This is a genomic window from Caballeronia calidae (assembly GCF_900044055.2).
GTDB lineage: Bacteria > Pseudomonadota > Gammaproteobacteria > Burkholderiales > Burkholderiaceae > Caballeronia > Caballeronia calidae.
The window spans coordinates 62,954-88,329 of sequence record NZ_FCOX02000025.1; the positions used below are offsets into that span (position 1 = coordinate 62,954).

Sequence of the window (25,376 nt, forward strand, 5' to 3'; positions counted from 1 at the left end):
GTCGATGATGAGGCTGGCCATCGATCCGAAAGCTCTCTCCCGCCGTTGGCAGGGACGGCGTCACTTGCTCATATATTTCTGTGCGAGCGCCTCATACAGCGGCGGCGCAAACAGCTTCGACACCTGACTTGAGATCAGTGCGGTAGCCATCAGTGACAGCACGAGCGCGTGTCCGTTGATCATCTCGATGACGATCACGAATGCCGTGATCGGACTTTGCGTGACGGCGGCGAGATAGCCGACCATGCCGAGCGCAATCAGCATCGGCAATTCCATGCCGCCGAAGACGAGATGAAGCGCGTTGCCGATGCCCGCGCCGATGGCGAGCGACGGAGCGAAGAGTCCGCCCGGCGCGCCGGGAAGATACGAGCCGACCATCGATGCCATTTTCAGCAGCGGGTAGCTCGCGCCGAGCTGGGAGTTGCCTTCGAGCATGCCGCGCGCTTCCGCATAGCCGCTGCCGAAGGTGTGACCGCCGGCGGCGACACCCACCACGGCGATGAACAGACCGCACGCCGCTCCGAATGCCACCGGATGAGACACACGCCAGTCGATCAGCCGCGCCGGCATCCAGCGCTGCGTGTTCAGCAGGAGCCAGCAGAAGATGCCGCCCGCGATACCCGTCAACGCACCGAGCAGGACGACGGCGAGCGCGAGCGAATCAGGGAAATGTCCGCTCAGATCGATCGTGCCGAAGTAGGTGTAATTGCCTTGCAGCGCGAGCGAGACGATACCGGCGAAGATGATCGCGGTGATCAGCACGCCGCTCGTGCGCTGCTCGAAGCTGCGCGTAAGTTCTTCGATGGCGAAGACCACGCCCGCGAGCGGCGCGTTGAACGCAGCCGATAGGCCGGCCGCCGCGCCCGCGAGCGCCAGATTGCGTTCGAGCGCGCCCGCGCGCATGCTGCGCAGCCGCGCGGGATAAAAGCGGCGCAGGCTGAACATGAGCGCCGCGCCCACGTGAATGGTCGGCCCTTCCCGGCCGATGGTGAAGCCCCCGAGAATCGACAGGAACGACAACGCGATCTTGCCGATGAGAATGCGGATGGTCAGCAGCCGCGGTCCCAGCTCGCGCCCGTCGTGCAACATGGCGATGACTTGCGGAATGCCGCTGCCTTCGGCGCCCGCGAAGAAGCGGCGCGTCGCCCAGACGCAGAACGCGGCGATGGCAGGCGTGATCAGCAACGGCAGCCACCAGTAGGTGGCCGTGATGCGCAGAAAGGTGTCGTATCCGAAGTCGATCAACCGCGCGTACATGACCGCGACGAGCCCGGTCGCGACCGCGCCGAGCCAGAACACGCCATAGTGCAGCCACAGGCGCCTGCCGCGCAGGATCGTGCGTCGGTCGATGAATCCAGGAATGCGCATCGGAAAAGGTCGAAAAAATTTAAGGCACATTGTGACATAAATTTTCAATCGCGCTCCGCCGTGCGCGGCAAGAAGAACCCGCTGCTCAGTCTTCTTTTGCGCCGAACACCCAGCCGAACGAGCCGTAATGAGCCTTGTGTTCGGCCGCGAGCTTGAGGAGACATCGCTCGCCTTTTGCCGTCAGATGAACCTGCACCTGCCTGCGATCGGTCTTGTCCGTTTTGCGTCTGACGAGCCCCGATGCCTCGCAACGCGACACCAGCGCGGCCGTGCCATTGGGCGCGGCCTGCAAGCGCTCCGCGAGTTCGCCGACCGTGGCCCACTCCCGCCCGGGGAAACCGCGCACGTGCAGAAGCAATTGATACTGGAGCGTCGTGATTCCGGCTGCATTGGAGATTTCCTCCGATACGCGCAGGAACTTGCGCAGCTCGTAGCGGAAGACGGACATGGTCTTCAAGTCCTGCTTGTCCGGGAGGCTGACTTTCTTTTCGCTGTTCGACGACATTGACGATTCCGACTCGACGTAGGTATGACGATCCGCGTCCGATCATACCTAGTTTAGTGCGCGAGGCCGGATGCGCATCGTCGGTCGAAAGGAAAGCCGGGCGCGTGCTTCGCCCTGCCCCGGCTCCCCGCCGACGTCACTGGGACATCGCGCCCGATGCCGGATGATCCATGCCCATCGCATCGTGCTTCTTCATCTTGTCGCTCTTGCCCGTCGAGTCGTGCGACATGGCGCCCTTGCTCATCGAATCGTGTGACATGCTGTTCTTCTTCATCGTGTCGTGCGACATCGCGTCGTTCGACATTGCGCCGCTCGCCTGCGCGAAGACGCTCGTCGCGCTCATCGCAAGCGCTGCTGCGAGTACTGCCGTCATCAATCGTTTCATGGCTAATCTCCTTGGTGAGTCAAACATGGCGTCCGGACGATCCGGAACCGGTGGATGGCGCGGCGCTCAGGAGCCGCCGAACCAGTTGTATCCCTGGTCGACCCAATAGCCGCCCGGATACGTATTGGTCACGAAAATCTCGACGATGTGCTTCGGGTTCTTGTAGCCGAGCTTGGTCGGCATGCGCAGCTTCATCGGATAACCGTATTTCGCGGGCAGGCGCTGGCCGTCGTACTCGAAGGTCAGCAGCGTCTGCGGATGCAGCGCCGTCGGCATGTCGATGCTTTCGTAGTAATCGTCGGCGCAGCGGAAACCGACGTACTTCGCCGTCGTATCCGCGCCCACGCGCCGCAGAAATTCGGCGAACGGCGTGCCGCCCCAGCGGCCGATCGCGCTCCAGCCTTCGACGCAGATATGCCGGGTGATCTGCTCCGCGTGCGGCAGCGCGTACAGTTGCGGCAACGTCCACACGCGCTGTCCCGTCACGAGCCCGCTCACTTTCAGGCGATAGTCGTCGCCGTTCACTTCGGGTACGTCGTCGATTCCATAGAACGCGTTGAACGGAAACGGCCGCGTGATCTGCGCCTCGGTGTAGGTGGGCGCGAGGCGCTGCGGATCGAACAGAAGCGCCTGGGCACGATCGTTCAGACGCGACACCGCGGCGAGGAATGTGCCGATCGAGTCTTCGCCGGTGATCGAGCAGCCGGCAAGGAGCGAAAGGCCACCCAGTGTCAGCATGCGTTTGCCGAACAGGCGGCGTGAGGGCATGTCCAGTTCGCGGCGCGCATCGGCCAGCACGGATGCACGATCGACCCTGATGATTCGCTTGTCTTCGGTTTTCATGATGTATTCCTTGACCGGATCAACGGCCGCGCAGCATCGTCAACAGCGAGCGCGGCACGAGCGCGACCATCGCCACATGCACGACAACGAACGCGGCCATCACCGCCATCGCGCAGAAATGCACGATGCGCGCGTTGTCGTAGCCGCCCATCAGTTCACGCAACAGCGGGAATTGCACCGACTTCCAGATCGCGAGCCCCGAGAGCACGAGCACGATCAGATCGACGACGATCACGAGATAGGCGAGCTTCTGCACCGCGTTGTACTGCCGCAGATCGGCGTGCGAGAGCTTGCCGCGCAATGCGGCGATGAGATCGCGCAACACCGCGCGCGGCGACAACGGAAAGAACTTCGAGATGAGACGGCCGCTCGCGATGTTCAGCGCGAGATAGACGATGCCGTTGAACACCAGCAGCCACATGGCCGCGAAGTGCCACTGCAACGCACCGCCGAGCCAGCCGCCGAGCGTGATCGACGGCGGAATGACGATCTGCCGGAACACTGGTGACGCGTCATAGATGCGCCAGCCGGAAAACATCATGATCAGCGCGGCGAATGCGTTGAGCCAGTGCGTGATGCGCAGCCAGAGCGGATGAACCGGTGCTTCGCGCGTCTGTGCAAGTGGTGCTTTCATCGTTTCCATGTCGGTCACCCTGATGCCGGGTCTCGGGTTCGTTGAGTGTTAATTCGCCGCGAACGCATCGCCGGTTACAGCGGTTTCGTCGAACGAGCGTCTTCGTGCGATGAGTTCGCCGGGCGCCCCGGAAAAGTTACAGACCGCGTTGTAACCAGAGACGGCGAAACAGCGAAATAACCAGGAACAGCAGATGGATCGCGACCATGGATCAGGAAGGCGCTATTGCAGCGCATCACGGCTTCGGCTACGCTGAATCGATCGACGTAACCAGCGGCGGTCCCTTCGCCTCTGTCTCCGCGGGCGCCCGCCCCGCTTCTTCGTCCCGCAGCATCGGACCTACAGGAACCATGTCGCAAGATGCGGAAAGCCGGCTGAAGACGTTGTTCATCGGCGGCCTCGATGGCGATCAGCACGCGTATCGCAGCTTTCTGCAGGCACTCACGCGGCATCTGCGCGGCTACCTGCGTAAGCGCATCGCGCATCGTCCGGAAGACGTCGAAGACCTGGTCCAGGAGATCCTGCTGGCGGTTCATAACGCGCGCCACACGTATCGGCCGGATGAGCCGTTGACGGCGTGGCTGCACGCGATCGCCCGCTACAAGCTGATGGATTTTTTCCGTGCTCATGCGCGCCGTGAGTCGCTGAACGTTCCGCTCGACGATCACGAGGATCTGCTCGCCGCCACCGATGACGAACCCGCTCAGGCGCGCCATGACGTCGGCAAGCTGCTCGAGCATTTGCCGGACAAACAACGCTTGCCCATCGTTCACATGAAACTCGAAGGTCTTTCGGTAACCGAAACCGCGCGAATCACGGGTCTTTCGGAATCGGCCGTGAAGGTGGGCGTGCATCGCGGTCTCAAGGCCCTTGCCGCCAAAATCCGGGGACTACGATGAAAACCGATGAACTGATCACGCTCCTTTCGAATCAGATCACGCGGGTCGACCGCGCGGCCGTGTCCCGCCGCTTCATTCAGGCACTGCTGCTCGGGGCGGCGGGCTCGCTCGTTCTGATGGGCATCGTGTTCGGCGTGCGCCACGATCTCGCCAGCGTCGCACGCACGGGCATCTTCTGGGCGAAGCTGGCGTTTCCGCTGGCGATCGCCGTCGGCGCGATGCTCACCATCAGTCGCATCGGCCGGCCCGGCGCGCGCATCGGATATTCGTGGATGATCGTGGCGCTGCCCTTCGCGGCAGTCTGGATCGCCGGCTGGATGCTTCTCGACGGAGTCGATTCCACTGCACGCTGGGCGCTCGTGCTGGGGCAGACGTGGCGCACGTGCCCGTTCAACATCCTGCTTCTCTCGGTGCCCACGTTCCCTGCGGCGATCTGGGCCATGCGCTCGCTCGCGCCGACACGGCTGCGGCTCGCGGGCGCGGTCGCCGGACTATTGGCGAGTTCGACGGCGACGATCGTCTATTGCCTGCATTGCCCCGAAATGAGCCCCGCGTTCTGGGGCGTGTGGTACGCCATCGGCATGTCGATGCCGGCGCTCATCGGTGCATGGCTCGGCCCGCGGCTTTTGCGCTGGTAACCGCATTTGCCGTATCGGTGGCGGCGGGCTATCCGAACACCCGTGTCCATGCCGCGCGTATGCGACGCGCGCGGTCTTCCAGAAGAAAGGACGCCGCGAGCGCCAGAAGCCCTGAAACCGCGCCTGTCAGGATGTGTTCGACGTAAGGCAAACGGTAGTGGCTCGAATGCGCATAGGTATCGCCGATGGCCGTGAGCACGGCTACGAGCGCGGCATTGCCGTAACGGTTGCCATAGAGCTTTGCTGCGGGCGTGAAGGTCAGCAGCACCGCGAGCAGTCCGGTGAGAAGCCCCGTCCTGAACGCTACCGCCCAGTGAGCAAGGCTCGCGATATTGCTCCAGCTCCCCGGCATGCACGTCATGCACGCGCCGGTCGGTTGCCAGAAACGTTGAATGAACAGTCTGAACCGGCGCATCCACTCGCTTGACATGATCGACGTCCTCACCGGTTTCAATGATGATTCGACTGGCTCGAAAGCGCGCCTTCGATCGCTTCGAGTGCGTGAAGGAAACCCGCACGCGTCCCCTCTTGCTGAAGCCGCCGGAGCTCGCTCGTCGATGCCGCATCCCGATTGCCGCTGCCATATGCGACCAGAGCGTGTGCGCGCGCCACATGAAACGCGGAAAAGGGCGATGGCTCACGGCGTGCATACGCTTCGAGCGCCGCGGCATGATGCGCGGCTGCATCCCAGCGTTTCCTGTCGATGCATGCGTCTATCGCGTCACGCCGGAAGAGAAAGTGGTTGTGACTGACCGCGCCGGCGGCGAGCACGGCTTCTCCCTCCGCGAGCGCGCTCTCGAAGACTGAGATGTCGTCCGTCGCACGCGCAAGGACGCCGAGATACGCCGCGCCGAGGTAGGTCATGCCCGTGTCCCGGCTGACGGACAACGCCTCTCCGATATCGTCGAGCGCCTCGCGCCGACGCCCGGCGACGCGATTCGATTCCGCCCGCAACGCGAGCGCTTCGCCTTCGAACCGCTTCGACTTCAGCTCACGCGCACACTGCAGCGCCGGCGCGACGTGCTCCCAGGCACGATCCCATTGCGCGAGACCGTGCAGGCAGTGCCAGGCCGCGTGATGCGCAACCGCGAGCGCCCGCAGATTCCCGGCCTTTTCCGCTGCGGCCACGCTGGCGAGCGCGATATTGAGCCCGGTCCTCGCGTCGCCCGCAAACCACGCCGTGACGGCGCGCATCGGAAGATTGGCGACCTCGATCCGTCCGAAACCGTTGCGCCGGCAGAGTTCGATGCAGCGGCTGAAGGCGTCGTGCGCGCTGATCATCCGGCCGCGCATGTACTCCGCATCTCCGAGGCCGCCGAGCGCCGCCGCCTCCTGTTCCGAATCGCCCGACGCCTGTGCGAGCGCGAGGCTTAGTCCGTGCTCGCGCGCGCAGCCGTCGATCTCGCCGCGCGGAAAGCACAGATTGCCGCGCAGGAAATGAATACGCGCCTCTTCGCGCTGCAGGCCTTCGGCGGCGGCGGCCGTGGCGGCTCGGTCGAGATCGGCCCATGCGCCGTCGAGATCATCCAGGACTCGCTTCACGGTGGCGCGCCCGATCCATGCGCGGCAACGCTCCGCGTCGGTCGTGGCGAACCGCAGGGCCGATTCGAACGCCGCGAGCGCCGACGTCATGTCGCCGGTGTCGTGCAGGATAGTGCCGCGCAGGCATTCGAGCGCGACGCGCTCGCCATGCGCCTGCGCGAGTTCGAGCCCTCGTCCGATGAGCTGGAGCGCGGATTCATAGCGATATGCGGATGCCTGCGATCGCGCCGCGTCGCAATAGGCGAGCGCGGCTTCGCGGTCCGCCGCCCGATCCAGATGCTCGGCCCGCAGGACGGGATCACGATCACGCTCGCCGTACCACTGCGCGGCGCGACGATGCAACGCACGGCACCGGCTCTTGAGCAGCCCGTCATAGATGGCATCACGAATGAGTGCGTGGTGGAAGATGAATCCCGCGCCTTGCCGTCGCAGCAGGTGGCCCGCGACAAGGGGTTCCAGCGCAGCGCCCGCGCCGGTTCCATCGACGAGATAATCGACCGCCTCTTCTTCGAAAATCTGGCCGAGCACCGAGGCGGCCTGCAGCATGGCTTTTTCGGCGGAGTCGAGCCGGTCCAGCCGCGCCTGCACCAGACTTCGCACGGAGCCCGGCACGCCGGTCTCCGCGCCGGTCCCGGCACTATCGAGCAGTTGCTCGAGAAAGAGTGGGTTGCCGGCCGCACGCGCCACGCAGCGTTCCGCCAGATCTGCCTGTGCATTGGGAAACGATTCGGCCATGACGCGTGCCTCGCCGGCGCTCAGCGGACCCAGATCGACGAGCGAATAAGGTGCACCGTCCGCCGCGTGCCACGAATCATCGAGCGCTTCGCCGGAAGGTCGCGCCGTCATGACCAGCACGGCGGGACACGCCCCCGCCGTTGTCGAAAGCACCTCGAGATCCCGTAACGTCGAGCCATCCGACCAGTGAATATCCTCGACGGACAGGAGTCGCGGCTGCCGGCGACTCGCGCGCTGCACGAGCCGTGTCACGACGTTCTGGCGGCCGCGAATGCGCATCGTGTTGTCCATTGCCTCGTAGACCGCCCGGTCCTCGAACGTCATCGGAAGATCGATGAGGTCGTCCAGAAAGAGTGCATCGCCGGCGTCGATCAGGCCATCGTTGAACGCGCGGTCGACGTCAGCCACACGGGTGTCGCCGTCATTCGAATCGCCGGGTGCCAACAGGCCGCGCACGAGAGACTGGATCGCGCCCCGTCCGGTCGCCGCGCCGAAGTCGAGCACGAAGCCGCCATGGCAAGCGAACCCCGAGTCCCGTGCTTCGCGTTCGAATTCCTCGAGCAGGCGCGTCTTGCCGATCCCGGCCTCACCGCGTATCAAAACCGTGCGACCGCCGCCCGTCGCGCGGCACGCTCGAAGCACGGTTCGAAACGCCCGCAACTGGTCGCTCCGGCCAACGATCGGCCGGGCGAAAGTCGAGCGTCGAAGCCCGGCAACACGCCATGCCGAAACCGGATCTGCGAAGCCCTTGACGGATACCGTACCGCGTTCGACGCAGTCGAGCCGGTTCGCCAGAGCGCGCCGTACCGCATCCGATACCAGAATCTCTCCGCGCCCGGCCGCGTCGGTGAGACGCGAGGCCAGGTTGACGGTCTCGCCCGTTACGGTGTATTCCCGGTGCATCGCACTACCCGTGCCGCTTGCGACGACCTCGCCGCTGGCAATGCCGATATGCACGAAGACCGGGCGTGCGAGGACGCGTGACAGGCCGGGCATGGCGTCGCTGATGGCACGCGCTGCCCGCACGGCACGCTCGACGTCGTTTCCATGTGCGACGGGCGCGCCGAACAGCGCCATGACGGAGTCACCGACATGCTTGTCGACGTGGCCGCCGTGTTGCCCGATGATTCGATCGACCTGCTCGAAATATCGTTCGAGCACAGCGAGCACTTCTTCCGCGTCGATGTTCCGGCTCATATCTGTGAAGTCACACAGATCGGCGAAGAGTACGGCGACCTGCCGTCGTTCTCCTTGCGCGTCGCTCAGATTCACTGCCGAAGGCGTGGGAACGATGCCCCGCCGGAGTGCCGCCAGCGCATCGAGCAACTTGCGCCGATGGCCGACCGAAGTGACACCGAGTTCCTTCAGATCATCTGCGCAAAGCTTGCACAGCACGTCACCATCGATGGCGTTCTCGCGAAACGCTTGTTCATACCGTTCCATTCCGAGGCTGCGCAACCAGGCGGCGACGTCCACGATCTCTCCCGGGCGGAAGATATCCAAACCACTCAAAAGATAGCATGCGGCCGGAATCGTGCAGCGTTTAACGCAGATCGTCTGGGCCCTCGACCCGGTTGATTTCGACATCGGCGCGGCAGTGTCGACTCACGCCCGACCCACTGCGTCCCGGTCTGGGGACAAAGCGACCCTTGCCCGATCATTGCCTGCTCGTTTCGTCCCGCTTCTTTATCAACTCTATGTCCCAGAGTGCGTCATCCCGAAGCGCGTACAGCGCATTTAAGGACTCTTGATAGTCGTTGATCGATTTCAAGGCATTCGCGTGCGCGGGTCCGTCCTTGTCCGCCGGAAGCCGCTCCATCAAGAAACGAAGGCGTGTCAGCGCCTGTTCAATGGCGGCTATCGAGGTTTCGAGGCTCCCTAAACGCTCCTGTGCTTCCTTCAAAGTTCGCATAAGCGCCTCTTTAATCGAAAAGGGATTTCGGAGAGGGATACGTCTTATGTAGTCTCTTACTGTCGGGTTGTGGTTCCTCGATTGCTTCCTTGATTCATGAGGCTACTCAAGGGAGAAATGATGGACCTCGAAACCGAAGAAACACAACTGCGTCAGGCTGACGAGCATCTCGCGCTTGCGGAGCGCCAGATACAGCACCAGGAACTTATCGTTCAGGATCTGGAGAAAGACGGTCACGATACTTCCCTGGCCCTCAAGCTGCTGCGCACCATGCGCGATACTCGAAACGTGATGCAGAGCAATAAGGCCTGCATAGTTGCAAGCATCGGCCGCATCAATGGCATCAGGGCGCGCTGATGGGGTACTAGTCGTATGCATGTACGAGATAAAGGAGTGTTATGGAGTTCGACCATCGGATAGAAGATTTACGCAACGGACACGACTGGTGGCATTCGCTTTCCAAGGATGATCAGATGGCATGGCTTGCCCGGGTACACAGCGTCCGCCCAAAGCACGCATGGGATGCTTTCAAGCGATCCCTGATGATCGTCGGGTCAGATCGATTTTAAATCCGGGCGGGCGCATTGTTCGCGCGGTACTTTCAAGCTTTGTATGCCTGAGATCGATCGAACTGCGCGCAGGTTATCGGTGCGTCGATCAATCAACGCGACCTGAATCCGGACCGAAGAAGGTGTAGTCTTTCAGCATGAGCGTTCGGCGCTCTGCTTCGTACAGGGCGCAAAAGTAAGGCATCGAAGCTGACACCCGCGGCATCGCACTGCGAGGGTTATCAGGGCCATCAAACCAGGCTCAGGTCTTCGAAAGGGCTGCTTATGACGAAGCATCCGGTGCAGCATGCGGCGGGCTCTGAGTTCTGTGTGGTAGGCGTTGGCGCATCGGCTGGCGGCATCTCGGAACTGCAGGCGCTTTTTGGTTCCGTACCGGCTGAATCCGGACTGACGCTGGTGCTCGTGCAGCATCTGGCGCCCGGACAACATGACCGGCTGCTGGACCTTCTCTCGCAGTGGTCCGCGCTGCCGGCGAGTCGCGCCTGCGACGGGGAATGTCTTCGCCCGGGCCATCTCTATGTGGCCAGCGCCGATGAAGTGCTCACGGTGGAAGGCGGCGTCTTCCGCTCGGCGAACGCCCAGGGCGGGCATCGCGGTCCCGGAATCGACAACATCGACGCGTTTCTCGAAAGCCTTGCCCGGGACTACGGGCCGAGTGCGATTGCCGTCATCCTGTCGGGCATGGGACACGACGGTGCCGCGGGCGCATCGAGCGTTCTGCAGCAAGGCGGAATGGTGATCGTTCAGGATCCGCTTACCGCGATGCATGACAGCATGCCGCGCGCCGTTCTCGAGCGCAGCGCCGCTCACTATGTCCTTCCGGTCGGCGAAATCGGGCCGCAACTGCTGCAGTGCGCTTCGCCGGGATACGAGCGGCCCATCAAAACGGTCGATCCGACAGACGCGACATTCGACACCCTCGACGGAATCGTCGGGCTGATCCGCTGCCACGAAGGGATCGATCTGGGCGGCTACAAGTCCTCGCCGCTGCTCTGGCGTATCCGCAAACGCATGAACGAGCGGCGCGTGACCGTGCTGCGCGACTACGAATCCCTGTTGCGCGACGATCCTGCGGAACTGCACACCCTGATGCGCCGTTTGCCGATCCATGCCACCGGGTTCTTTCGCGATCCTGACGCCTGGGAGGCGCTGAAACACGACGTCATCCTGCCGCTCATGGATAGCGGCAAGCGCAAGCCTTTGCGCGCATGGACCACGGCGTGCGCGACAGGCGAGGAGGCTTACTCCCTCGCGATGCTGCTGACGGAAGCCATGGCAATCGGAGAAGAAAGTCCGGGCTTTCAGGTCTTCGCGACCGATGCATCGCCGGAAATCGTCGCGCGCGCAAGCCAGGGGATTTTTTCCCACCACGCCATGCAGCACATCTCCGAAGCGCGCAGGTCAGCGTTCTTTTACGGAGCGGATGGCCTCTTTCGCGTCAAGCGCGGCCTGCGCGAGCGAATGGTGTTCGCACCGCACGATCTCCTCGCCGATCCGCCCCTGCCCGATATCGATCTCGTCACGTGCCGCAACCTGCTCATCTATCTGAAGAGCGAAGCGATCGACCGCGTTCTTGCCTTGCTGCATGCCGCGCTGCGCATCGGCGGCTATCTTTTTCTTGGCGTCAGCGAAGTCCTGCCCGCCCATCAGCAGGGCTTCGAAGTCGTCTCGAAACGCCTCGGACTCTACCGGAAGACCGGTCCCGCGCCCGGCGTCGATATCCGCTTCACGACGCGGCCCGAGGCGTTCGTCGAGCGTAACGCTGCAACCGCCATCGCGCATCGCACGGCGATCGAGCGCTTCGACCTGCCGTCAGTGCTGATCGACCATGAATTCCGCGTTCTGCAGTTCTACGGAGACACCAGCGATTATCTGCGTCAGCCCGCAGGCAGGCCCACCGACAATCTGCTCGAACTGCTGGAACGCCACGTCGTCGCCGAAATAAAAGCGGCGGTGGCCGAGGCCATCGCCGGCAGCCGATCCGTGACCCTCCAGAACATTCCCGATCGCGCGAGGGGCCAGTATTCGTCGAGTTTCCGAGTGACGCCGATGCGAACCGCCAACGGCGCCGCCGAGCCCCGCCTGCTGGTGTCCTTCGTGCCTGCCGGGGTCGATCTGGCGAACCAGGACTACCCTGACGATGCGCTGTCGTACCGTCGCGCCGGCCGCGTTCGAGAAGCCGAGGCACAGAGCAACGCGATGCGTGTGTCGTATGCGGAACTCGACGCTTCGCGCGAAGAACTCCAGGTACTCAACGAAGAGCTCCATGTATCGAACGAGCAGCTCAAGGAAAAAGTCGCCGAGCTCGAAATGCAGAGTCGCGTGCTGAGCGCCGGCGCGGTGATGACGCTCTTCCTCGACGACGAACTGAGCATCCAGTGGTTCACGCCTGCGATCACCGCGCTGCTGCCGCTCACGCCCGCCGATGTCGGCCGCCGCGTCACCGATCTGAATGCCCGATTCGACGACCCGGCATTCCTCGACGACGTGCGTCGCGTCCTGGGTGCCCACGAGCCGCGCGAAGCCGAGATCAGCAGCCATGATGCCCGGTGGTATCTGCGGCGGATTCGCCCGTATCTCACGTCGACACAAACCGTCGCGGGCGTGGCGATCACGTTCACGGACATCACCGGGCGCAGGCGCGCGGAGCAGGCGCTGCACGAGAGCGCCGGGCGCAGCGCCTTCCTCGTCCGGCTCGCCGATGCGTTCCGGCCGCTCTCCGTCTCCGGCGACATGCAGAACACCGCGGCGCGCGTGCTGCGCGAGCAGTTGAATGCGTCCCGTGTCATCTGGATCGAGGGCGACGCCGGCGGAGCGCCGAGGATCGTGGCCATCGACTGTGCAGCGGACGCAATCGATCCCGATCAGCGCTATGTGATCGGAGGCGACGCGGACCCGATGCCGGGCGAGTTGCTTTCGGCCCGGAAAAGCTGGAGCGACGGCAATCTGGGCATCGGCGCATGGGCCAACGTACCCCTGATGTACGCTGGACGCGTGACGGGCACGCTCATCGTGCATCTGCGCGCGGCCCATCCGTGGTCGGAGGAAGAACTGACCTTCCTGGAACTCGTCGCCGAGCGGGCGTGGGCCGCCGTCGAACGCGCGCGGGCGGAAGAAGAGGTTCGTGCGCGCAATGCCGAACTCGAACGCTTCGGTGCGGTGACGGTGGGCCGTGAACTGAGAATGATCGAACTGAAGGAACAGGTCAACGCACTGCGGCGTCGGCTGGGCGAAGCGCCCGACTTTCCTTTGGACTTCGGCCCCGCAGCAGGGTCCGAAGGTCACTGATGCGCGTCGTCGCGATGTCGAAGGAAGGCAAGCCGCCGCACCGCCGGCTTCGCGGGCCACGCACGTACGAATGCAACACACGAACCTGACGACCATGGCCATCACACATTACGTCCAGGCGCCCGATTGGCTCACCGGCAGCGGTGAGCTGGTCGAAATGATTCGCGACAGGGACTGGTCGCAGACGCCGCTCGGTCCGATCGAGCAGTGGCCGCAGAGCCTGCGGACTGCGGTGAGCCTCTGCCTCGCCTCCAATTTCCCGATCAATATCATCTGGGGTGCGGAGCATACACAGATTTATAACGACAGTTACCGCCTCTGTTGCGGCGACGCGCATCCGGTTGCGCTGGGCCAGAACTATCGGCTGACGTGGGCGAGTGCCTGGCCTGCGATCGGGGAATCGTTCGAACGGTCGCTCAACGGCGAGACGATGTATCTCGAGAATCAGCGCATGTTCCTGAGGCGCCTGGGCGGCTCGCTAGAAGAGACATTCTTCACGTTCTCCCACTCGCCGATTCGGGCCGAGCACGGCGGCATCGGCGGTCTGTTTCATCCGGTAACCGAAACCACGGCGACGATGCTCGCCGAGCGCCGGACGCGTGCCCTTCGCGATCTCGCGGCCATCGCCGCGACCCGCGACGAAGCCGAGGTCGCACGCAGGACGCTGAAGGTGTTGGCGCAATTCGAATTCGACCTGCCGTTCGTCCTGTATTACCTGTTCGATGCGAGCACCGCGTCATACAGGCTGGCCGGTGCACATGGCATCGCTCAGGGGACACCCGCTACACCGCTCGTCTTCGAGCCGCACGCTACCGGTCCCTGGCCCTTCGCGGATGCCCTGACCGGGTTGCGTGTCGTCGAAGTGGAGGGCGTCAGCGACATTCTGAAGGGCGAGCCCTGCGGCCCCTACGAGGAAGCACCGCATCGCGCGCTCGTGATTCCGGTTGTCGTGCCTTCGGCGGCACAGGTGCCCGCGTTGATCGTCGCAGCCGCGTCGCCCCGGTTGCGCTTCGACGACGCTTACCGGAGCTTCTTCCGGCTGCTCGGCGTCACCGTTTCCAGCGCGGTTGCCACCGTGCGTGCCCGCGAGGACGAACACCGTCGTGCGGAAGCATTGGCGGAGATCGATCGCGCCAAGACCCTTTTCTTCGCCAATGTCAGCCATGAGTTCCGCACGCCGCTGACCTTGATGCTCGGTCCGCTCGAAACGGTGCTCAGCGCCCCGGAGCCGCTGGCGCCATTGCAGCGGGACGATATCGAGACTGCGCATCGCAACGCGCTGCGGCTGCTCAAGCTCGTCAACACGCTGCTCGACTTCTCGCGCATCGAGTCGGGGCGTGCGCAGCCGTCCTTCGAACCGGTCAACGTCGCGAGTTTCAGCGCCGAGCTCGCGAGCAACTTTCGCTCGGCGATCGAGCGCGCGGGGATGCGGCTCGTGATCGATTGCCCGCCGCTTGCGGAGCCGGTGTGGATCGATCGGGACATGTGGGAAAAGATCGTGCTCAACCTGCTGTCGAACGCATTCAAGTTCACCTTCGATGGCGAGATCGCGGTGCGCGTCGCCCGCGACGCCGGCGACAGCCTCGTCCTGACCGTCAGTGACACCGGCACGGGCATTCGCGCCGCCGACCTGCCGCACCTTTTCGAGCGCTTTCACCGCATCCGTGGAGCGCCCGCCCGCTCTCACGAAGGCTCCGGAATCGGACTGGCGCTCGTCATGGAACTGGTGAAGCTGCATGGCGGAACCATCGACGTGAAAAGCGAGGTCGATCGGGGCACGAAGTTCGAGGTTCGCATTCCCGTCGTCACCAGGGAGAGGATCGCGCATCCCCCGCTGACGGCGCCTCCCCGCGAGACCACCTCCATTGGCGCCGGCCCTTTTGTGGAAGAGGCGTTGCGCTGGCTGCCGGACAGCACGCCTCCGGTCGATTCCGTCGCGCGCGATGCCGACGACCCGGGACAGCATCGTCCCGGACGCATCATCGAACTTGAACCGGGTGCCGGACGGCGCGCGACGATCCTGGTCGCCGACGACAATGCCGACATGCGCGACTACGTGAGGCGTCTTCTCGCCGACGAGTACGACGTCGAAAGCGTGCCCGACGGTACATCGGCGCTGCGCTTCGCGCGTGCTCATCCGCCCGATCTCGCGCTCGTCGACGTCATGATGCCGGGCATGGATGGTCTCGAACTGCTGCGAGCGATGCGAGCCGATCCGCGAACGCGACACATCCCGATGATCCTGCTGTCGGCGCGCGCCGGCGAGGAGTCGAAAATCGAAGGGCTCGATGCCGGCGCCGACGACTATCTGGTGAAGCCGTTCGCGGCGCGGGAACTGCGAGCGCGCGTCCAGGCTCACGCACACCTTGCCGGCGAACGCCGCCGCGCGACGGACGAACTCAACGCGCGCTTCGGCGACCTTCAGCGCACGAATTCGAACATCAGCGAAGCGCGGCGCGCGACGCTCAACGTGCTGGAAGACGCGGTCGAAGCCCGCAATCGCGCGGAGCAGCTATACGGCGAACTGCGTGAGCAGACTCATTGGATCAACGGTCAACGCGAGGCGCTGGAGGCCGCCGTGAATGGCGAACCGCTCGCGACGTCTCTGGGCATTCTCATCCGCGTCGTCACCGCTTCGCTTGGACAAGGCGCGCGCGCAGCCTTCTATCTCGCCGACGAGGCCGGGAAGGTCTTGCATCACATCGTCGGCATGGGCGCCGAGTACGCCGCGGCAGTCGACGGCTTCGCGATCGGACCGGAATCGCTCGCGTGCGGTCTGGCCACGCACACCGGCGAAGCCATCATCACCGTCGATGTGCAGGAGGACCCGCGCTGGGCGCCCTGGCGATGGCTCGCCGAGCGCTTCGGCTATCGCGGCTGCTGGAGCTTTCCGCTCAACACGGCAGCGGGGAAATTCATCGGCACGATGGCGCTGTATCACGCTCAGCCTCGTGACGTGACCAGTCGCAACTGGCAACTGGCCGCATTGCTGACGAGTACCGCGTCGATCGTGATAGCGCGTCACACGGAAGCCGAGACGCGAAAGTTAGCCGAGATGGCGCTTCGCCGCAGCGAGCAGCAGTTGCGCGCCTATCTGGCTGGAAGTTTCGACGTCGTCTACCGCATGAGCGCCGACTGGCGCGTGATGTGGCATCTCGAAGGGAAGGCCCTGATCGCCGACACCGCCGAACCCAACGATAAATGGCTCGATCAATATATCCATCCCGACGACCGGCGAGTCGTGCTGGAGACGATCGATCGCGCCATACGGACGCGATCCGTGTTCCAGCTGGAGCATCGCGTGATTCGCACCGACGGCACGCTCGGACGGGTTCTCTCCCGCGCGACGCCGGTGCTCGACGAGCATGGCGACATCGCCGAATGGATCGGGACCGCCACCGAAGTCGATCCGATCGGACATGCGAAATAGCGCTGCAGCGCGTTCGAGGCGATGTGGTGGCCGAGATACGCGCACGATGCGCTTCGTCTATCGGCGTCGATGCCTTACAGCACGCGATACTTGTTCCACGCTTCGCGCATCGTGCCGCCTGCATGCAGCAGATCGCGCGCGCCGTCCTCCTTCTCGATCGTCACGCGACGTTTGAGGCGCGACGCACTTCATGTCCAGAATCAGCATCGCGGCCACCGCCGACGAATCTCATCAATTTACTTGACATCTAAACTATCAAAACCTAAATTATCGTTCAGAGAGACATCGGTCGGAGAGCAAGCATGCGCATCGTCTGCATCGGCGGGGGCCCGGCGGGCCTGTATTTCGGTCTTTTGATGAAGCACCGCCACCCCGCTTACGACATCACCGTGGTGGAACGTAACCGCCCCTACGACACATTCGGATGGGGCGTGGTCTTCTCCGATCAGACCCTCGGCAATCTGCGCGCGGCCGACCCGCAAAGCGCCGGCGCCATTCTCGACGCCTTCAATCACTGGGACGACATCGAAGTCCATATCGACGGCCGCACGATCCGTTCGTCGGGCCACGGCTTCTGCGGCATCGGCCGCAAACGTCTGCTGAATATCCTGCAGGCGCGCTGTGAAGAGCTCGGCGTAAAGCTCGTCTTCGAAACGCAGGTCACGAACGACGACGCCTACGACGCCGACCTCATCATCGCGAGCGACGGCTTGAACAGCGCGATCCGTCAGAAATACGCGTCGACGTATCAGCCCGATATCGATATGCGCGATTGCCGCTTCGTGTGGCTCGGCACGAACAAGTGTTTCGACGCCTTCACGTTCGCCTTCGAAAAGACCGAATGGGGCTGGTTTCAGGCGCACGCCTATCGCTTCGATGAAAACACGTCGACGTTCATCGTCGAGGCACCCGAGCGCGTGTGGCGCGCGGCGGGCCTCGCGGACATGAGCAAGGAAGACGGCATCGCTTTCTGCGAAAAGCTCTTCGCGAAGTATCTCGACGGCCACGCGCTGATCTCGAACGCCACGCATCTGCGCGGCTCGGCGCAATGGATTCGCTTTCCTCGCGTCGTGAATCGCGAATGGGTGCATTGGCGCGACGATGCGAACGGCAAGCGCACGCCCGTCGTCCTGATGGGCGATGCGGCGCATACCGCGCACTTCTCGATCGGCTCCGGCACGAAGCTCGCGCTCGAAGATGCCATCGAGCTCGCCAACAGCATCGACACCGCATTCGCGAAGCAGGACGGCGATCTCGAAGGCGCGCTCGAACACTACACGCAGGTGCGCAGCGTCGATGTGCTGCGCATTCAGAACGCCGCGCGCAATTCGACGGAATGGTTCGAGCACGTGGACCGTTACGCGTCGTTCGAGCCCGAGCAGTTCGCGTATTCGTTGCTCACGCGCTCGCAGCGCATCTCGCATGAAAACCTGCGCGAACGCGATGCGCGCTATCTCGCCTCGTTCGAAGACTGGCTCGCCGCGCGCGCGGGCATCGAACGCAATGCGCAGCAACGTTCCGTTCCGCCGATGTTCACGCCCTTCAAACTGCGCGGCGTCACGTTGAAGAATCGCGTGGTGGTGTCGCCGATGGCGCAGTATTCCGCCGTCGATGGCATCGCGGGCGACTATCACCTGATGCATCTCGGCGCGCGTGCGATGGGCGGCGCCGCGCTCGTAATGACCGAGATGACGTGCGTATCGCCCGAAGCGCGCATCACGCCGGGATGTCCGGGCATGTATGCGCCGGCGCATCTCGCCGCGTGGAAACGCATCGTCGATTTCGTGCATGCGCAATCGGATGCGAAGATCGGCATGCAGCTCGGCCACGCGGGCGCGAAGGCATCGACGCGCGTGAGCTGGGAAGGCATCGATCAGCCGCTTCCCGAAGGCAACTGGCCGCTCGTTTCCGCATCGCCGCAACAGTATTTGCAGGGCGTGAGTCAATGGTCGCGCGAAGCCTCGCATGAAGACTTGCGCGAGATCGAAGCGCAATTCGTACGCGCCACCGAAATGGCCGCGCAAGCGGGCTTCGACTGGCTCGAACTGCACTGCGCACACGGCTATTTCCTGTCGAGCTTTCTCTCGCCGTTGACGAATCATCGCACCGACGAATACGGCGGCTCGCTCGACAATCGCCTGCGCTATCCGCTCGAAGTCTTCAAGGCGATGCGCGCGGTCTGGCCGCAAGACAAGCCCATGTCCGTTCGCATCTCCGCGCACGATTGGGTCGATGGCGGCACGACGCCCGATGACGCCGTCGACATCGCGCGCGCGTTCAAGGCAGCGGGCGCGGACATGATCGATGTCTCGTCGGGGCAAGTGAGCAAGCAGGAAAAGCCCGTGTTCGGCCGCATGTTCCAGACGCCGTTCGCCGATCGTATCCGCAACGAAGCGGGCATCGCGACGATCGCGGTCGGTGCGATATCGGAAGCGGATCATGTCAACAGCATCATCGCGGCGGGACGCGCGGATCTATGCGCGGTGGCGCGTCCGCATCTCGCGAATCCGTCGTGGACCTTGAACGAGGCGGCGAAGATCGGCTACTTCGATGTCGCGTGGCCGAGGCAATACGTCGCCGCCAAGTCGCAACTCGAACGCAATCTGGAACGCGAGCGCGCGATGGCCGCCGACAATGCGCGCCTCACGCCGCAAGAACGCGCGCAACGCGCCGAAGGAACGGTCTGATCATGACAGCTCTCGTCGATAAACATGCGGTCGTCACAGGCGGCGGCAGCGGCATCGGCGCATCGTGCGCGGAGGCGCTCGCGCGTGCCGGTGCGCGCATCACGTTGATGGGCCGCGATATCGCGCGTCTCGAAGCGCAGCGCGATGCGATGCGTTCGTATGGCGACGTCGCGTGCATCAGTGTCGACGTCACGAATGAAACCGCCGTGAAAGAAGCGTTCATGCGCGCAGGCCCCGTCGATGTGCTCGTGAACAACGCGGGCCACGCGCAAGCCGCGCCCTTCACGCATACCGATGCCGCGCTCTGGCAACGCATGCTCGATGTGAATCTCACCGGCGTGTTTCTCTGCACGCGCGCCGTATTGCCCGCGATGCTCGAACGCGGCTATGGCCGCATCGTGAACGTCGCGAGCACGGCGGGGCAGATCGGTTACGCGTATGTCGCCGCCTATTGCGCGGCGAAGCATGGCGTGATCGGTCTCACGCGCGCGCTCGCCGCCGAAGTCGCGGCCAAAGGCATCACCGTCAACGCGGTCTGTCCCGGCTATACCGAAACGGAATTGTTGCGCGCATCGCTCGATCAGATCATCGCGAAGACCTCGCGCAGCGAACAGGATGCGCGCGAGGCACTCGTCCGAAACAACCCGCAACGCCGCTTCGTGCAGCCGGAAGAAGTCGCCAACGCCGTGCTATGGCTCTGCGCGCCCGGCTCCGAAGCGATGAACGGCCAATCCATTTCCGTATCAGGTGGAGAAGTAACGTGACCCACGCCGCACGCAACAAGAAAACGACGACCGCAGCGGAGCCGAAAGCGCCGCGCAAGGGCATCGAGAAGCCCGCGGAGAACGTCGTCGATCTGGAGATGAGCACGGGCGCCGACAGCCATATGGGCTTGCGGCTGTGGCTGCGCATGCTGACCACGACGAACCTCGTGCAAGCCGAATTGCGCAAACGCCTGCGCACCGTGTTCGATACCACGCTGCCGCGCTTCGACCTGATGGCGCAACTCGAACGTCATCCGGAAGGCCTGAAGATGACCGAGCTGTCGCGCCGCATGATGGTCACGGGCGGCAACGTAACCGGCATCACCGATCAACTGGAAAAGGAAGGCCTGGTGTCGCGCTATACCGATCCGAACGATCGCCGCTCGACCAGCGTGCGCCTCACGCCGCAAGGCCGCGCCGCGTTCGACAAGATGGCGACCGCGCATGAGCAATGGGTCGTCGAGATGTTCGGCGGTCTCGAACTGAACGAGAAATCGCAGACGCATCAGCGGCTCGGCAAGCTCAAGCAGCATCTGATGAAGACGTTGAAGGACTGAAGGAGACCACGATGACCTCATCCGCCGCCGACGCGCTTCTCGCCGGCAACCGCACGACGCTCGCGGACTATCGCGCGAAGCATTTTGGCTGGTCCGTGACGAATCACGTCGCGACCATCGTGCTGAATCGTCCCGAGCGCAAGAACCCGCTCACTTTCGAATCGTATGCGGAGTTGCGCGACCTGTTCCGCCAGCTCGCCTATGCAACCGATGTAAAAGCCGTCGTGATTCACGGCGCGGGCGATAACTTCTGTTCCGGCGGCGACGTGCATGAAATCATCGCGCCGCTCATCGATCTGCCGATGCCCGAGCTGCTGCTCTTCACACGCATGACCGGCGATCTCGTCAAGGCGATGCGCCATTGCCCGCAACCGGTCATCGCCGCCGTCGATGGCGTGTGCGCCGGCGCCGGCGCGATTCTCGCGATGGCCTCCGATATGCGCCTCGGCACCGCGCGCAGCAAGCTCGCGTTCCTGTTCGCGCGTGTCGGTCTCGCGGGCTGCGACATGGGCGCGTGCTCGATCCTGCCGCGCATCATCGGTCAGGGGCGCGCATCGGAACTGCTGTTCACGGGCCGCGCCGCGACCGGCGACGAAGCTCACGCGTGGGGCTTCTATAACCGTCTCTGCGCGCCGGAGACGCTGCTCGACGAAGCCGCGAAGCTCGCATCGGAACTCGTCGCGGGACCGACCTTCGCGCACGGCATCACGAAGAAAATGCTGCATCAGGAATGGAGCATGAGCATCGACGAAGCGATCGAATCCGAAGCGCAGGCGCAGGCCATCTGCATGAGCACGCGCGATTTCGAGCGCGCGTACCGTGCATTCGCCGCGAAGACGCGCCCCGTGTTCGAAGGAGACTGAATGAACGCCGATCTTCACAGCGCGCTCGCGTGGCCCTTCTTCGACGAGCGTCATCGCGAACTCGCACGCAATGTCGATGCATGGGCTGCCGCGCATCTGAAGCATGTCGATCACGCCGATACCGACGCGACCTGCAAGCGCCTCGTGCGCATGCTCGGCGATGCGGGATGGCTCAGGCATTGCATCGGCGGCACGCAGTACGGCGCATCGAATGACACGATCGATACGCGCGCCGTGTGTCTTCTGCGCGAAACGCTGGCGAAGCATGACGGCCTCGCCGATTTCGCCTTCGCGATGCAAGGGCTCGGCTCCGGCGCGATCTCGCTCGCGGGCACGGACGAACAGAAATCGCGCTATCTGCCGCGCGTCGCAAGCGGCTCGGCATTGGCGGCGTTCGCGTTATCGGAACCCGAAGCAGGTTCGGACGTCGCGGCCATGTCGCTCGATGCGCGCGTCGAAGGCGACGCCTACGTGCTAAATGGTGATAAGACCTGGATCTCGAACGGCGGCATCGCGGACTTCTACGTCGTGTTCGCGCGCACCGGCGAAGCACCCGGCTCGCGCGGCATCAGCGCGTTCATCGTCGATGCGGATACGCCGGGCTTGCAGATCGCCGAACGCATCGACGTGATCGCGCCGCATCCGCTCGCGCGCCTGCACTTCGACAACGCGCGCGTGCCGCGCAGCCAGATGCTCGGCGTGCCCGGCGAAGGCTTCAAGATCGCGATGCGCACGCTCGATATCTTTCGCACGTCCGTTGCGGCCGCGTCGCTCGGTTTTGCGCGCCGCGCGATGCAGGAAGGACTCGATCGCGCCGCATCGCGCAAGATGTTCGGCCAGACGCTCGGCGATTTTCAACTGACACAGGCGAAGCTCGCGCAGATGGCGTTGACCATCGACACGAGCGCGCTGCTCGTCTATCGCGCCGCATGGCTGCGCGATCAGGGCGAAAGCGTCACGCGCGAAGCCGCGATGGCGAAGTGGCATGCGAGCGAAGGCGCGCAGCAGGTCATCGATGCGGCCGTGCAGTTGTGGGGCGGACTCGGCGTGAAGAGCGGCACGGCGGTGGAATCGCTGTATCGCGAGATTCGCGCGCTGCGCATTTACGAAGGCGCGACGGAAGTGCAGCAGTTGATCGTCGGACGGGACTTGTTGAAAGCGCATGGAGAAGCCCAGCGATGACGCCAACCTTCGATATGCCGATGCGCATCCGCTTCGCGCACTGCGATCCGGCGGGCATCGTCTACTTTCCGCAATACCTCGTGATGACGAACGCGCTCGTCGAGGACTGGTTCAACGACGCGCTCGGCATCGACTACGCAGAGATGATCGCCGAGCGCCGCGTCGGGCTGCCCATCGTCAAGCTGAATTGCGAGTTCTCGCGGCCCAGCCGCATGGGCGAAACGGTGACGCTTTCGCTTGCCGTCGATTCGATCGGACAACGCTCGATCCGCATCGATATCGTCTGTCATTGCGATGGCGAAGTGCGCTTTCACGCGAAACAGGTTCTGGTGACGACATCGCTCGACGATGGCCGCTCGATCGACATCCCCGGCGATATCGCCCGCGCCATCGAGCAGTTCGCGCCGGGCACGAGCCGCGCATTGCAAGAGGAGACACGCTCATGAAAAAGACGCTTCTGCCTTCGGGCTGGGTCAAGCCGCGCGGCTACGCGAACGGCGTCGCGGTGCGCGGCACGCAGGTGTATATCGCCGGGCAGATCGGCTGGGACGAACAGGCGCGCTTCGTCAGCGAGGAATTCGGCGCACAGGCTGCGCGGGCATTGCGCAATGTCGTCGACGTGCTGCGCGAAGCGGGCGGCAAGCCCGAGCATCTCGTGCGGATGACGTGGTACGTGACCGACAAGCGCGCGTATCTCGCGGCAGCCAAGGAAATCGGCGCGGCGTTTCGCGAGCTGATCGGTGATTACGACATCGCGATGAGCGCCGTGCAAGTGGTCGCGCTCATCGAAGACGAAGCACTGGTGGAAATCGAAGCCACGGCTGTCATCCCCGACTAAGCGGAGAGCACGATGGAACGGTCAGCACACGTCGATACATTCGCGCGCGATCATCTGCCGCCACAGGATCAATGGCCGGTGTTCCTGCTCGACAACGCGGATGTCGCCTACCCAGCGCGCATGAATTGCGCGACGGAACTTCTGGATCGCGCGATCGAAGCCGGTCACGGCGACCGTCCCGCGATCTGGTCCGATGTGAACGGCGCGCCGCATGCAACGAGTTATCGCGAGTTGCGCGCGCTCGTGAATCGCAGCGCGCATGTGCTCGTCGATGAAATGGGCTTGCGTCCGGGCAATCGCATTCTGCTGCGCGGCCCGAATACCCTGCAGATGGCCGTCGCGTTCTTTGCGGCGTTGAAGGCGGGGCTCGTGGTCGTGCCGACCATGCCGCTGCTGCGCGCGAAGGAGCTGAAGCAGATCATCGACAAGGCGCACATCTGCGCGGCGCTATGCGATGTGCGCCTCACCGAAGAGCTCGCACGCTGTCGCGAGCAAGGCGGCGAGTTCCATTGCGAAACGCTCGCGCAAATCCTCAGGTTTCACGACGATGCGCCGGGCTCGCTCGAATCGCTCGCGTCGTCGAAGCCCGATCGTTTCGACGCATGCGATACCGCCGCCGACGACGTGTGCCTCATCGCGTTCACGAGCGGCACGACGGGCGCGCCTAAAGGCTGCATGCATTTTCATCGCGACGTGATTGCGATGTGCGATCTCTTCCCGCGCCACATCCTGAAGCCCGCGTCCGACGATGTGTTCTGCGGCACGCCGCCGCTCGCGTTCACGTTCGGCCTCGGCGGCCTGCTGTGCTTTCCGCTGCGCGCGGGCGCATCGACGGTGCTGCTCGAAAAGCTCACGCCCGAGACGCTTTTGCAGACCGTCGAACGCTTTCGCGCGACGATCATGTTCACCGCGCCGACGTTCTATCGGCAGATGGCGCCGCTCGTCGAGCGCTTCGATATCGCGAGCCTGAAGAAGACCGTATCGGCGGGCGAGGCCTTGCCCGATTCCACGCGCGCATTGTGGCGCGATGCGAGCGGCATCGAGATGATCGACGGCATCGGCGGCACGGAGATGATCCATATCTTCATCTCGTCGGCGGGCGATGACGTGCGCGAGCATGCGATCGGCCGCGCGGTGCCGGGTTACATCGTGCAGGCCGTCGACGATGCGATGCAGCCCGTGCCGCCCGGCACGATCGGCAAGCTCGCGGTGCGCGGCCCGACGGGCTGCCGCTATCTCGCCGACGAACGTCAGTCGAAGTTCGTGCGCGACGGCTGGAATCTGCCGGGCGATTCCGTCGTCATCGATGAAGACGGCTACGTGTTCTATCAGGCGCGCGCCGACGACATGATCGTATCGGCGGGCTACAACATCTCCGGGCCCGAAGTGGAAAGCGTGCTGATGCAGCATGAAGCGGTCGCGGAATGCGGCGTGATCGGCGTGCCCGATGAAACGCGCGGGCAGATCGTGAAGGCGTTCGTCGTGCTCAATCCGGGCTTCGATCGCGACGATGCGCTCATCGCCGAATTGCAGGAATTCGTGAAGCGCAACGTCGCGCCTTACAAGTATCCGCGTGTCGTCGTGTTCCTCGATGCGCTGCCGCGCACCGAAACAGGCAAGCTCAAGCGCTTCGCATTGCGCGCGATGTAGCGCGATCCGGCGCGATCGCGAAACAAAAACGTTTGCTTGGTAGAGTATGGCTCACGCCCGCCGCGAGGCGGCTTGCCCACTCTTCCG

General features: G+C 63.9%; 21 protein-coding genes. 13 read left to right on the forward strand and 8 right to left on the reverse strand.

Features of this window, described 5'->3' with window-relative positions; genetic code table 11:
- Window positions 1-60: 60 nt before the first annotated feature.
- The 5 genes from AWB78_RS22130 to AWB78_RS22150 all read right to left on the reverse strand — a co-directional run bounded on the left by AWB78_RS22130 (window position 61) and on the right by AWB78_RS22150 (window position 3,744).
- On the reverse strand, window positions 61-1,368 hold the full coding sequence (locus AWB78_RS22130) for a chloride channel protein (RefSeq protein ID WP_062608118.1): 1,308 nt from the start codon (window positions 1,366-1,368) through the stop codon (window positions 61-63).
- An 85-nt stretch (window positions 1,369-1,453) separates the two neighbouring features.
- On the reverse strand, window positions 1,454-1,873 hold the full coding sequence (locus AWB78_RS22135; RefSeq protein WP_062608120.1) for a MarR family winged helix-turn-helix transcriptional regulator: 420 nt from the start codon (window positions 1,871-1,873) through the stop codon (window positions 1,454-1,456).
- 136 nt (window positions 1,874-2,009) lie between these two features.
- The gene (locus AWB78_RS22140) at window positions 2,010-2,258 is read right to left on the reverse strand and encodes a pentapeptide MXKDX repeat protein (RefSeq protein WP_062608122.1); all 249 of its coding nucleotides are present in this window, start codon (window positions 2,256-2,258) and stop codon (window positions 2,010-2,012) included.
- 66 nt (window positions 2,259-2,324) lie between these two features.
- The gene (locus AWB78_RS22145) at window positions 2,325-3,101 is read right to left on the reverse strand and encodes a molybdopterin-dependent oxidoreductase (RefSeq protein WP_062608124.1); all 777 of its coding nucleotides are present in this window, start codon (window positions 3,099-3,101) and stop codon (window positions 2,325-2,327) included.
- Between the two features lie 19 nt (window positions 3,102-3,120).
- On the reverse strand, window positions 3,121-3,744 hold the full coding sequence (locus AWB78_RS22150) for a cytochrome b/b6 domain-containing protein (protein ID WP_062608125.1): 624 nt from the start codon (window positions 3,742-3,744) through the stop codon (window positions 3,121-3,123).
- Window positions 3,745-4,085: 341 nt separating this feature from the next.
- Between AWB78_RS22150 and AWB78_RS22155 the strand changes: the two genes are divergently transcribed.
- Together AWB78_RS22155 and AWB78_RS22160 are read left to right on the forward strand one after the other, a co-directional pair.
- Window positions 4,086-4,634, forward strand: a complete 549-nt coding sequence (locus tag AWB78_RS22155; RefSeq protein WP_062608126.1) for a sigma-70 family RNA polymerase sigma factor — start codon at window positions 4,086-4,088, stop codon at window positions 4,632-4,634.
- A complete protein-coding gene (locus AWB78_RS22160; protein WP_062608127.1) occupies window positions 4,631-5,272 on the forward strand; it encodes a DUF1109 domain-containing protein in 642 nt (213 codons plus the stop codon). The genes AWB78_RS22155 and AWB78_RS22160 overlap by 4 nt, the downstream gene beginning before the upstream one ends.
- Window positions 5,273-5,300: 28 nt before the next feature.
- On the opposite strand, the gene AWB78_RS22165 is transcribed toward AWB78_RS22160, so the two are convergent.
- The 3 genes from AWB78_RS22165 to AWB78_RS22175 all read right to left on the reverse strand — a co-directional run bounded on the left by AWB78_RS22165 (window position 5,301) and on the right by AWB78_RS22175 (window position 9,461).
- Window positions 5,301-5,702: a hypothetical protein gene (locus AWB78_RS22165; protein WP_062608128.1), complete on the reverse strand. Its 402-nt coding sequence runs from the start codon at window positions 5,700-5,702 to the stop codon at window positions 5,301-5,303.
- Between the two features lie 20 nt (window positions 5,703-5,722).
- Window positions 5,723-9,025, reverse strand: a complete 3,303-nt coding sequence (locus tag AWB78_RS22170) for an adenylate/guanylate cyclase domain-containing protein (protein WP_063959004.1) — start codon at window positions 9,023-9,025, stop codon at window positions 5,723-5,725.
- Between the two features lie 181 nt (window positions 9,026-9,206).
- The gene (locus AWB78_RS22175) at window positions 9,207-9,461 is read right to left on the reverse strand and encodes a hypothetical protein (protein WP_062608129.1); all 255 of its coding nucleotides are present in this window, start codon (window positions 9,459-9,461) and stop codon (window positions 9,207-9,209) included.
- 117 nt (window positions 9,462-9,578) lie between these two features.
- Between AWB78_RS22175 and AWB78_RS22180 the strand changes: the two genes are divergently transcribed.
- From AWB78_RS22180 to AWB78_RS22230, 11 genes are all read left to right on the forward strand, one after another.
- A complete protein-coding gene (locus AWB78_RS22180) occupies window positions 9,579-9,818 on the forward strand; it encodes a hypothetical protein (RefSeq protein ID WP_157697594.1) in 240 nt (79 codons plus the stop codon).
- A 476-nt stretch (window positions 9,819-10,294) separates the two neighbouring features.
- Window positions 10,295-13,318 carry a CheR family methyltransferase gene (locus tag AWB78_RS22185; RefSeq protein WP_062608131.1) on the forward strand — a complete coding sequence of 1,008 codons (3,024 nt, stop codon included), beginning with the start codon at window positions 10,295-10,297 and terminating at the stop codon, window positions 13,316-13,318.
- A 70-nt stretch (window positions 13,319-13,388) separates the two neighbouring features.
- Window positions 13,389-16,748, forward strand: a complete 3,360-nt coding sequence (locus AWB78_RS22190; protein WP_082883392.1) for a response regulator — start codon at window positions 13,389-13,391, stop codon at window positions 16,746-16,748.
- A gap of 302 nt (window positions 16,749-17,050) precedes the next feature.
- A complete protein-coding gene (locus AWB78_RS22195; protein ID WP_062608133.1) occupies window positions 17,051-19,435 on the forward strand; it encodes a bifunctional salicylyl-CoA 5-hydroxylase/oxidoreductase in 2,385 nt (794 codons plus the stop codon).
- 2 nt (window positions 19,436-19,437) lie between these two features.
- Window positions 19,438-20,199 carry an SDR family NAD(P)-dependent oxidoreductase gene (locus AWB78_RS22200; protein WP_062608134.1) on the forward strand — a complete coding sequence of 254 codons (762 nt, stop codon included), beginning with the start codon at window positions 19,438-19,440 and terminating at the stop codon, window positions 20,197-20,199.
- On the forward strand, window positions 20,196-20,756 hold the full coding sequence (locus tag AWB78_RS22205; protein ID WP_062608135.1) for a MarR family winged helix-turn-helix transcriptional regulator: 561 nt from the start codon (window positions 20,196-20,198) through the stop codon (window positions 20,754-20,756). The genes AWB78_RS22200 and AWB78_RS22205 overlap by 4 nt, the downstream gene beginning before the upstream one ends.
- An 11-nt stretch (window positions 20,757-20,767) precedes the next feature.
- The gene (locus tag AWB78_RS22210) at window positions 20,768-21,619 is read left to right on the forward strand and encodes an enoyl-CoA hydratase family protein (RefSeq protein ID WP_062608136.1); all 852 of its coding nucleotides are present in this window, start codon (window positions 20,768-20,770) and stop codon (window positions 21,617-21,619) included.
- Window positions 21,620-22,801, forward strand: coding sequence for an acyl-CoA dehydrogenase family protein (locus AWB78_RS22215; protein ID WP_062608137.1), 1,182 nt, complete (start codon window positions 21,620-21,622; stop codon window positions 22,799-22,801).
- Window positions 22,798-23,247, forward strand: coding sequence for an acyl-CoA thioesterase (locus AWB78_RS22220; protein ID WP_062608138.1), 450 nt, complete (start codon window positions 22,798-22,800; stop codon window positions 23,245-23,247). Before AWB78_RS22215 ends, AWB78_RS22220 begins: the two co-directional genes overlap by 4 nt.
- Entirely contained in the window at window positions 23,244-23,639 is a 396-nt protein-coding gene (locus AWB78_RS22225) for a RidA family protein (protein WP_062608139.1), read from the forward strand. The genes AWB78_RS22220 and AWB78_RS22225 overlap by 4 nt, the downstream gene beginning before the upstream one ends.
- 12 nt (window positions 23,640-23,651) lie before the next feature.
- On the forward strand, window positions 23,652-25,289 hold the full coding sequence (locus AWB78_RS22230; protein ID WP_062608140.1) for an AMP-binding protein: 1,638 nt from the start codon (window positions 23,652-23,654) through the stop codon (window positions 25,287-25,289).
- The last annotated feature ends 87 nt before the right edge of the window (window positions 25,290-25,376 follow it).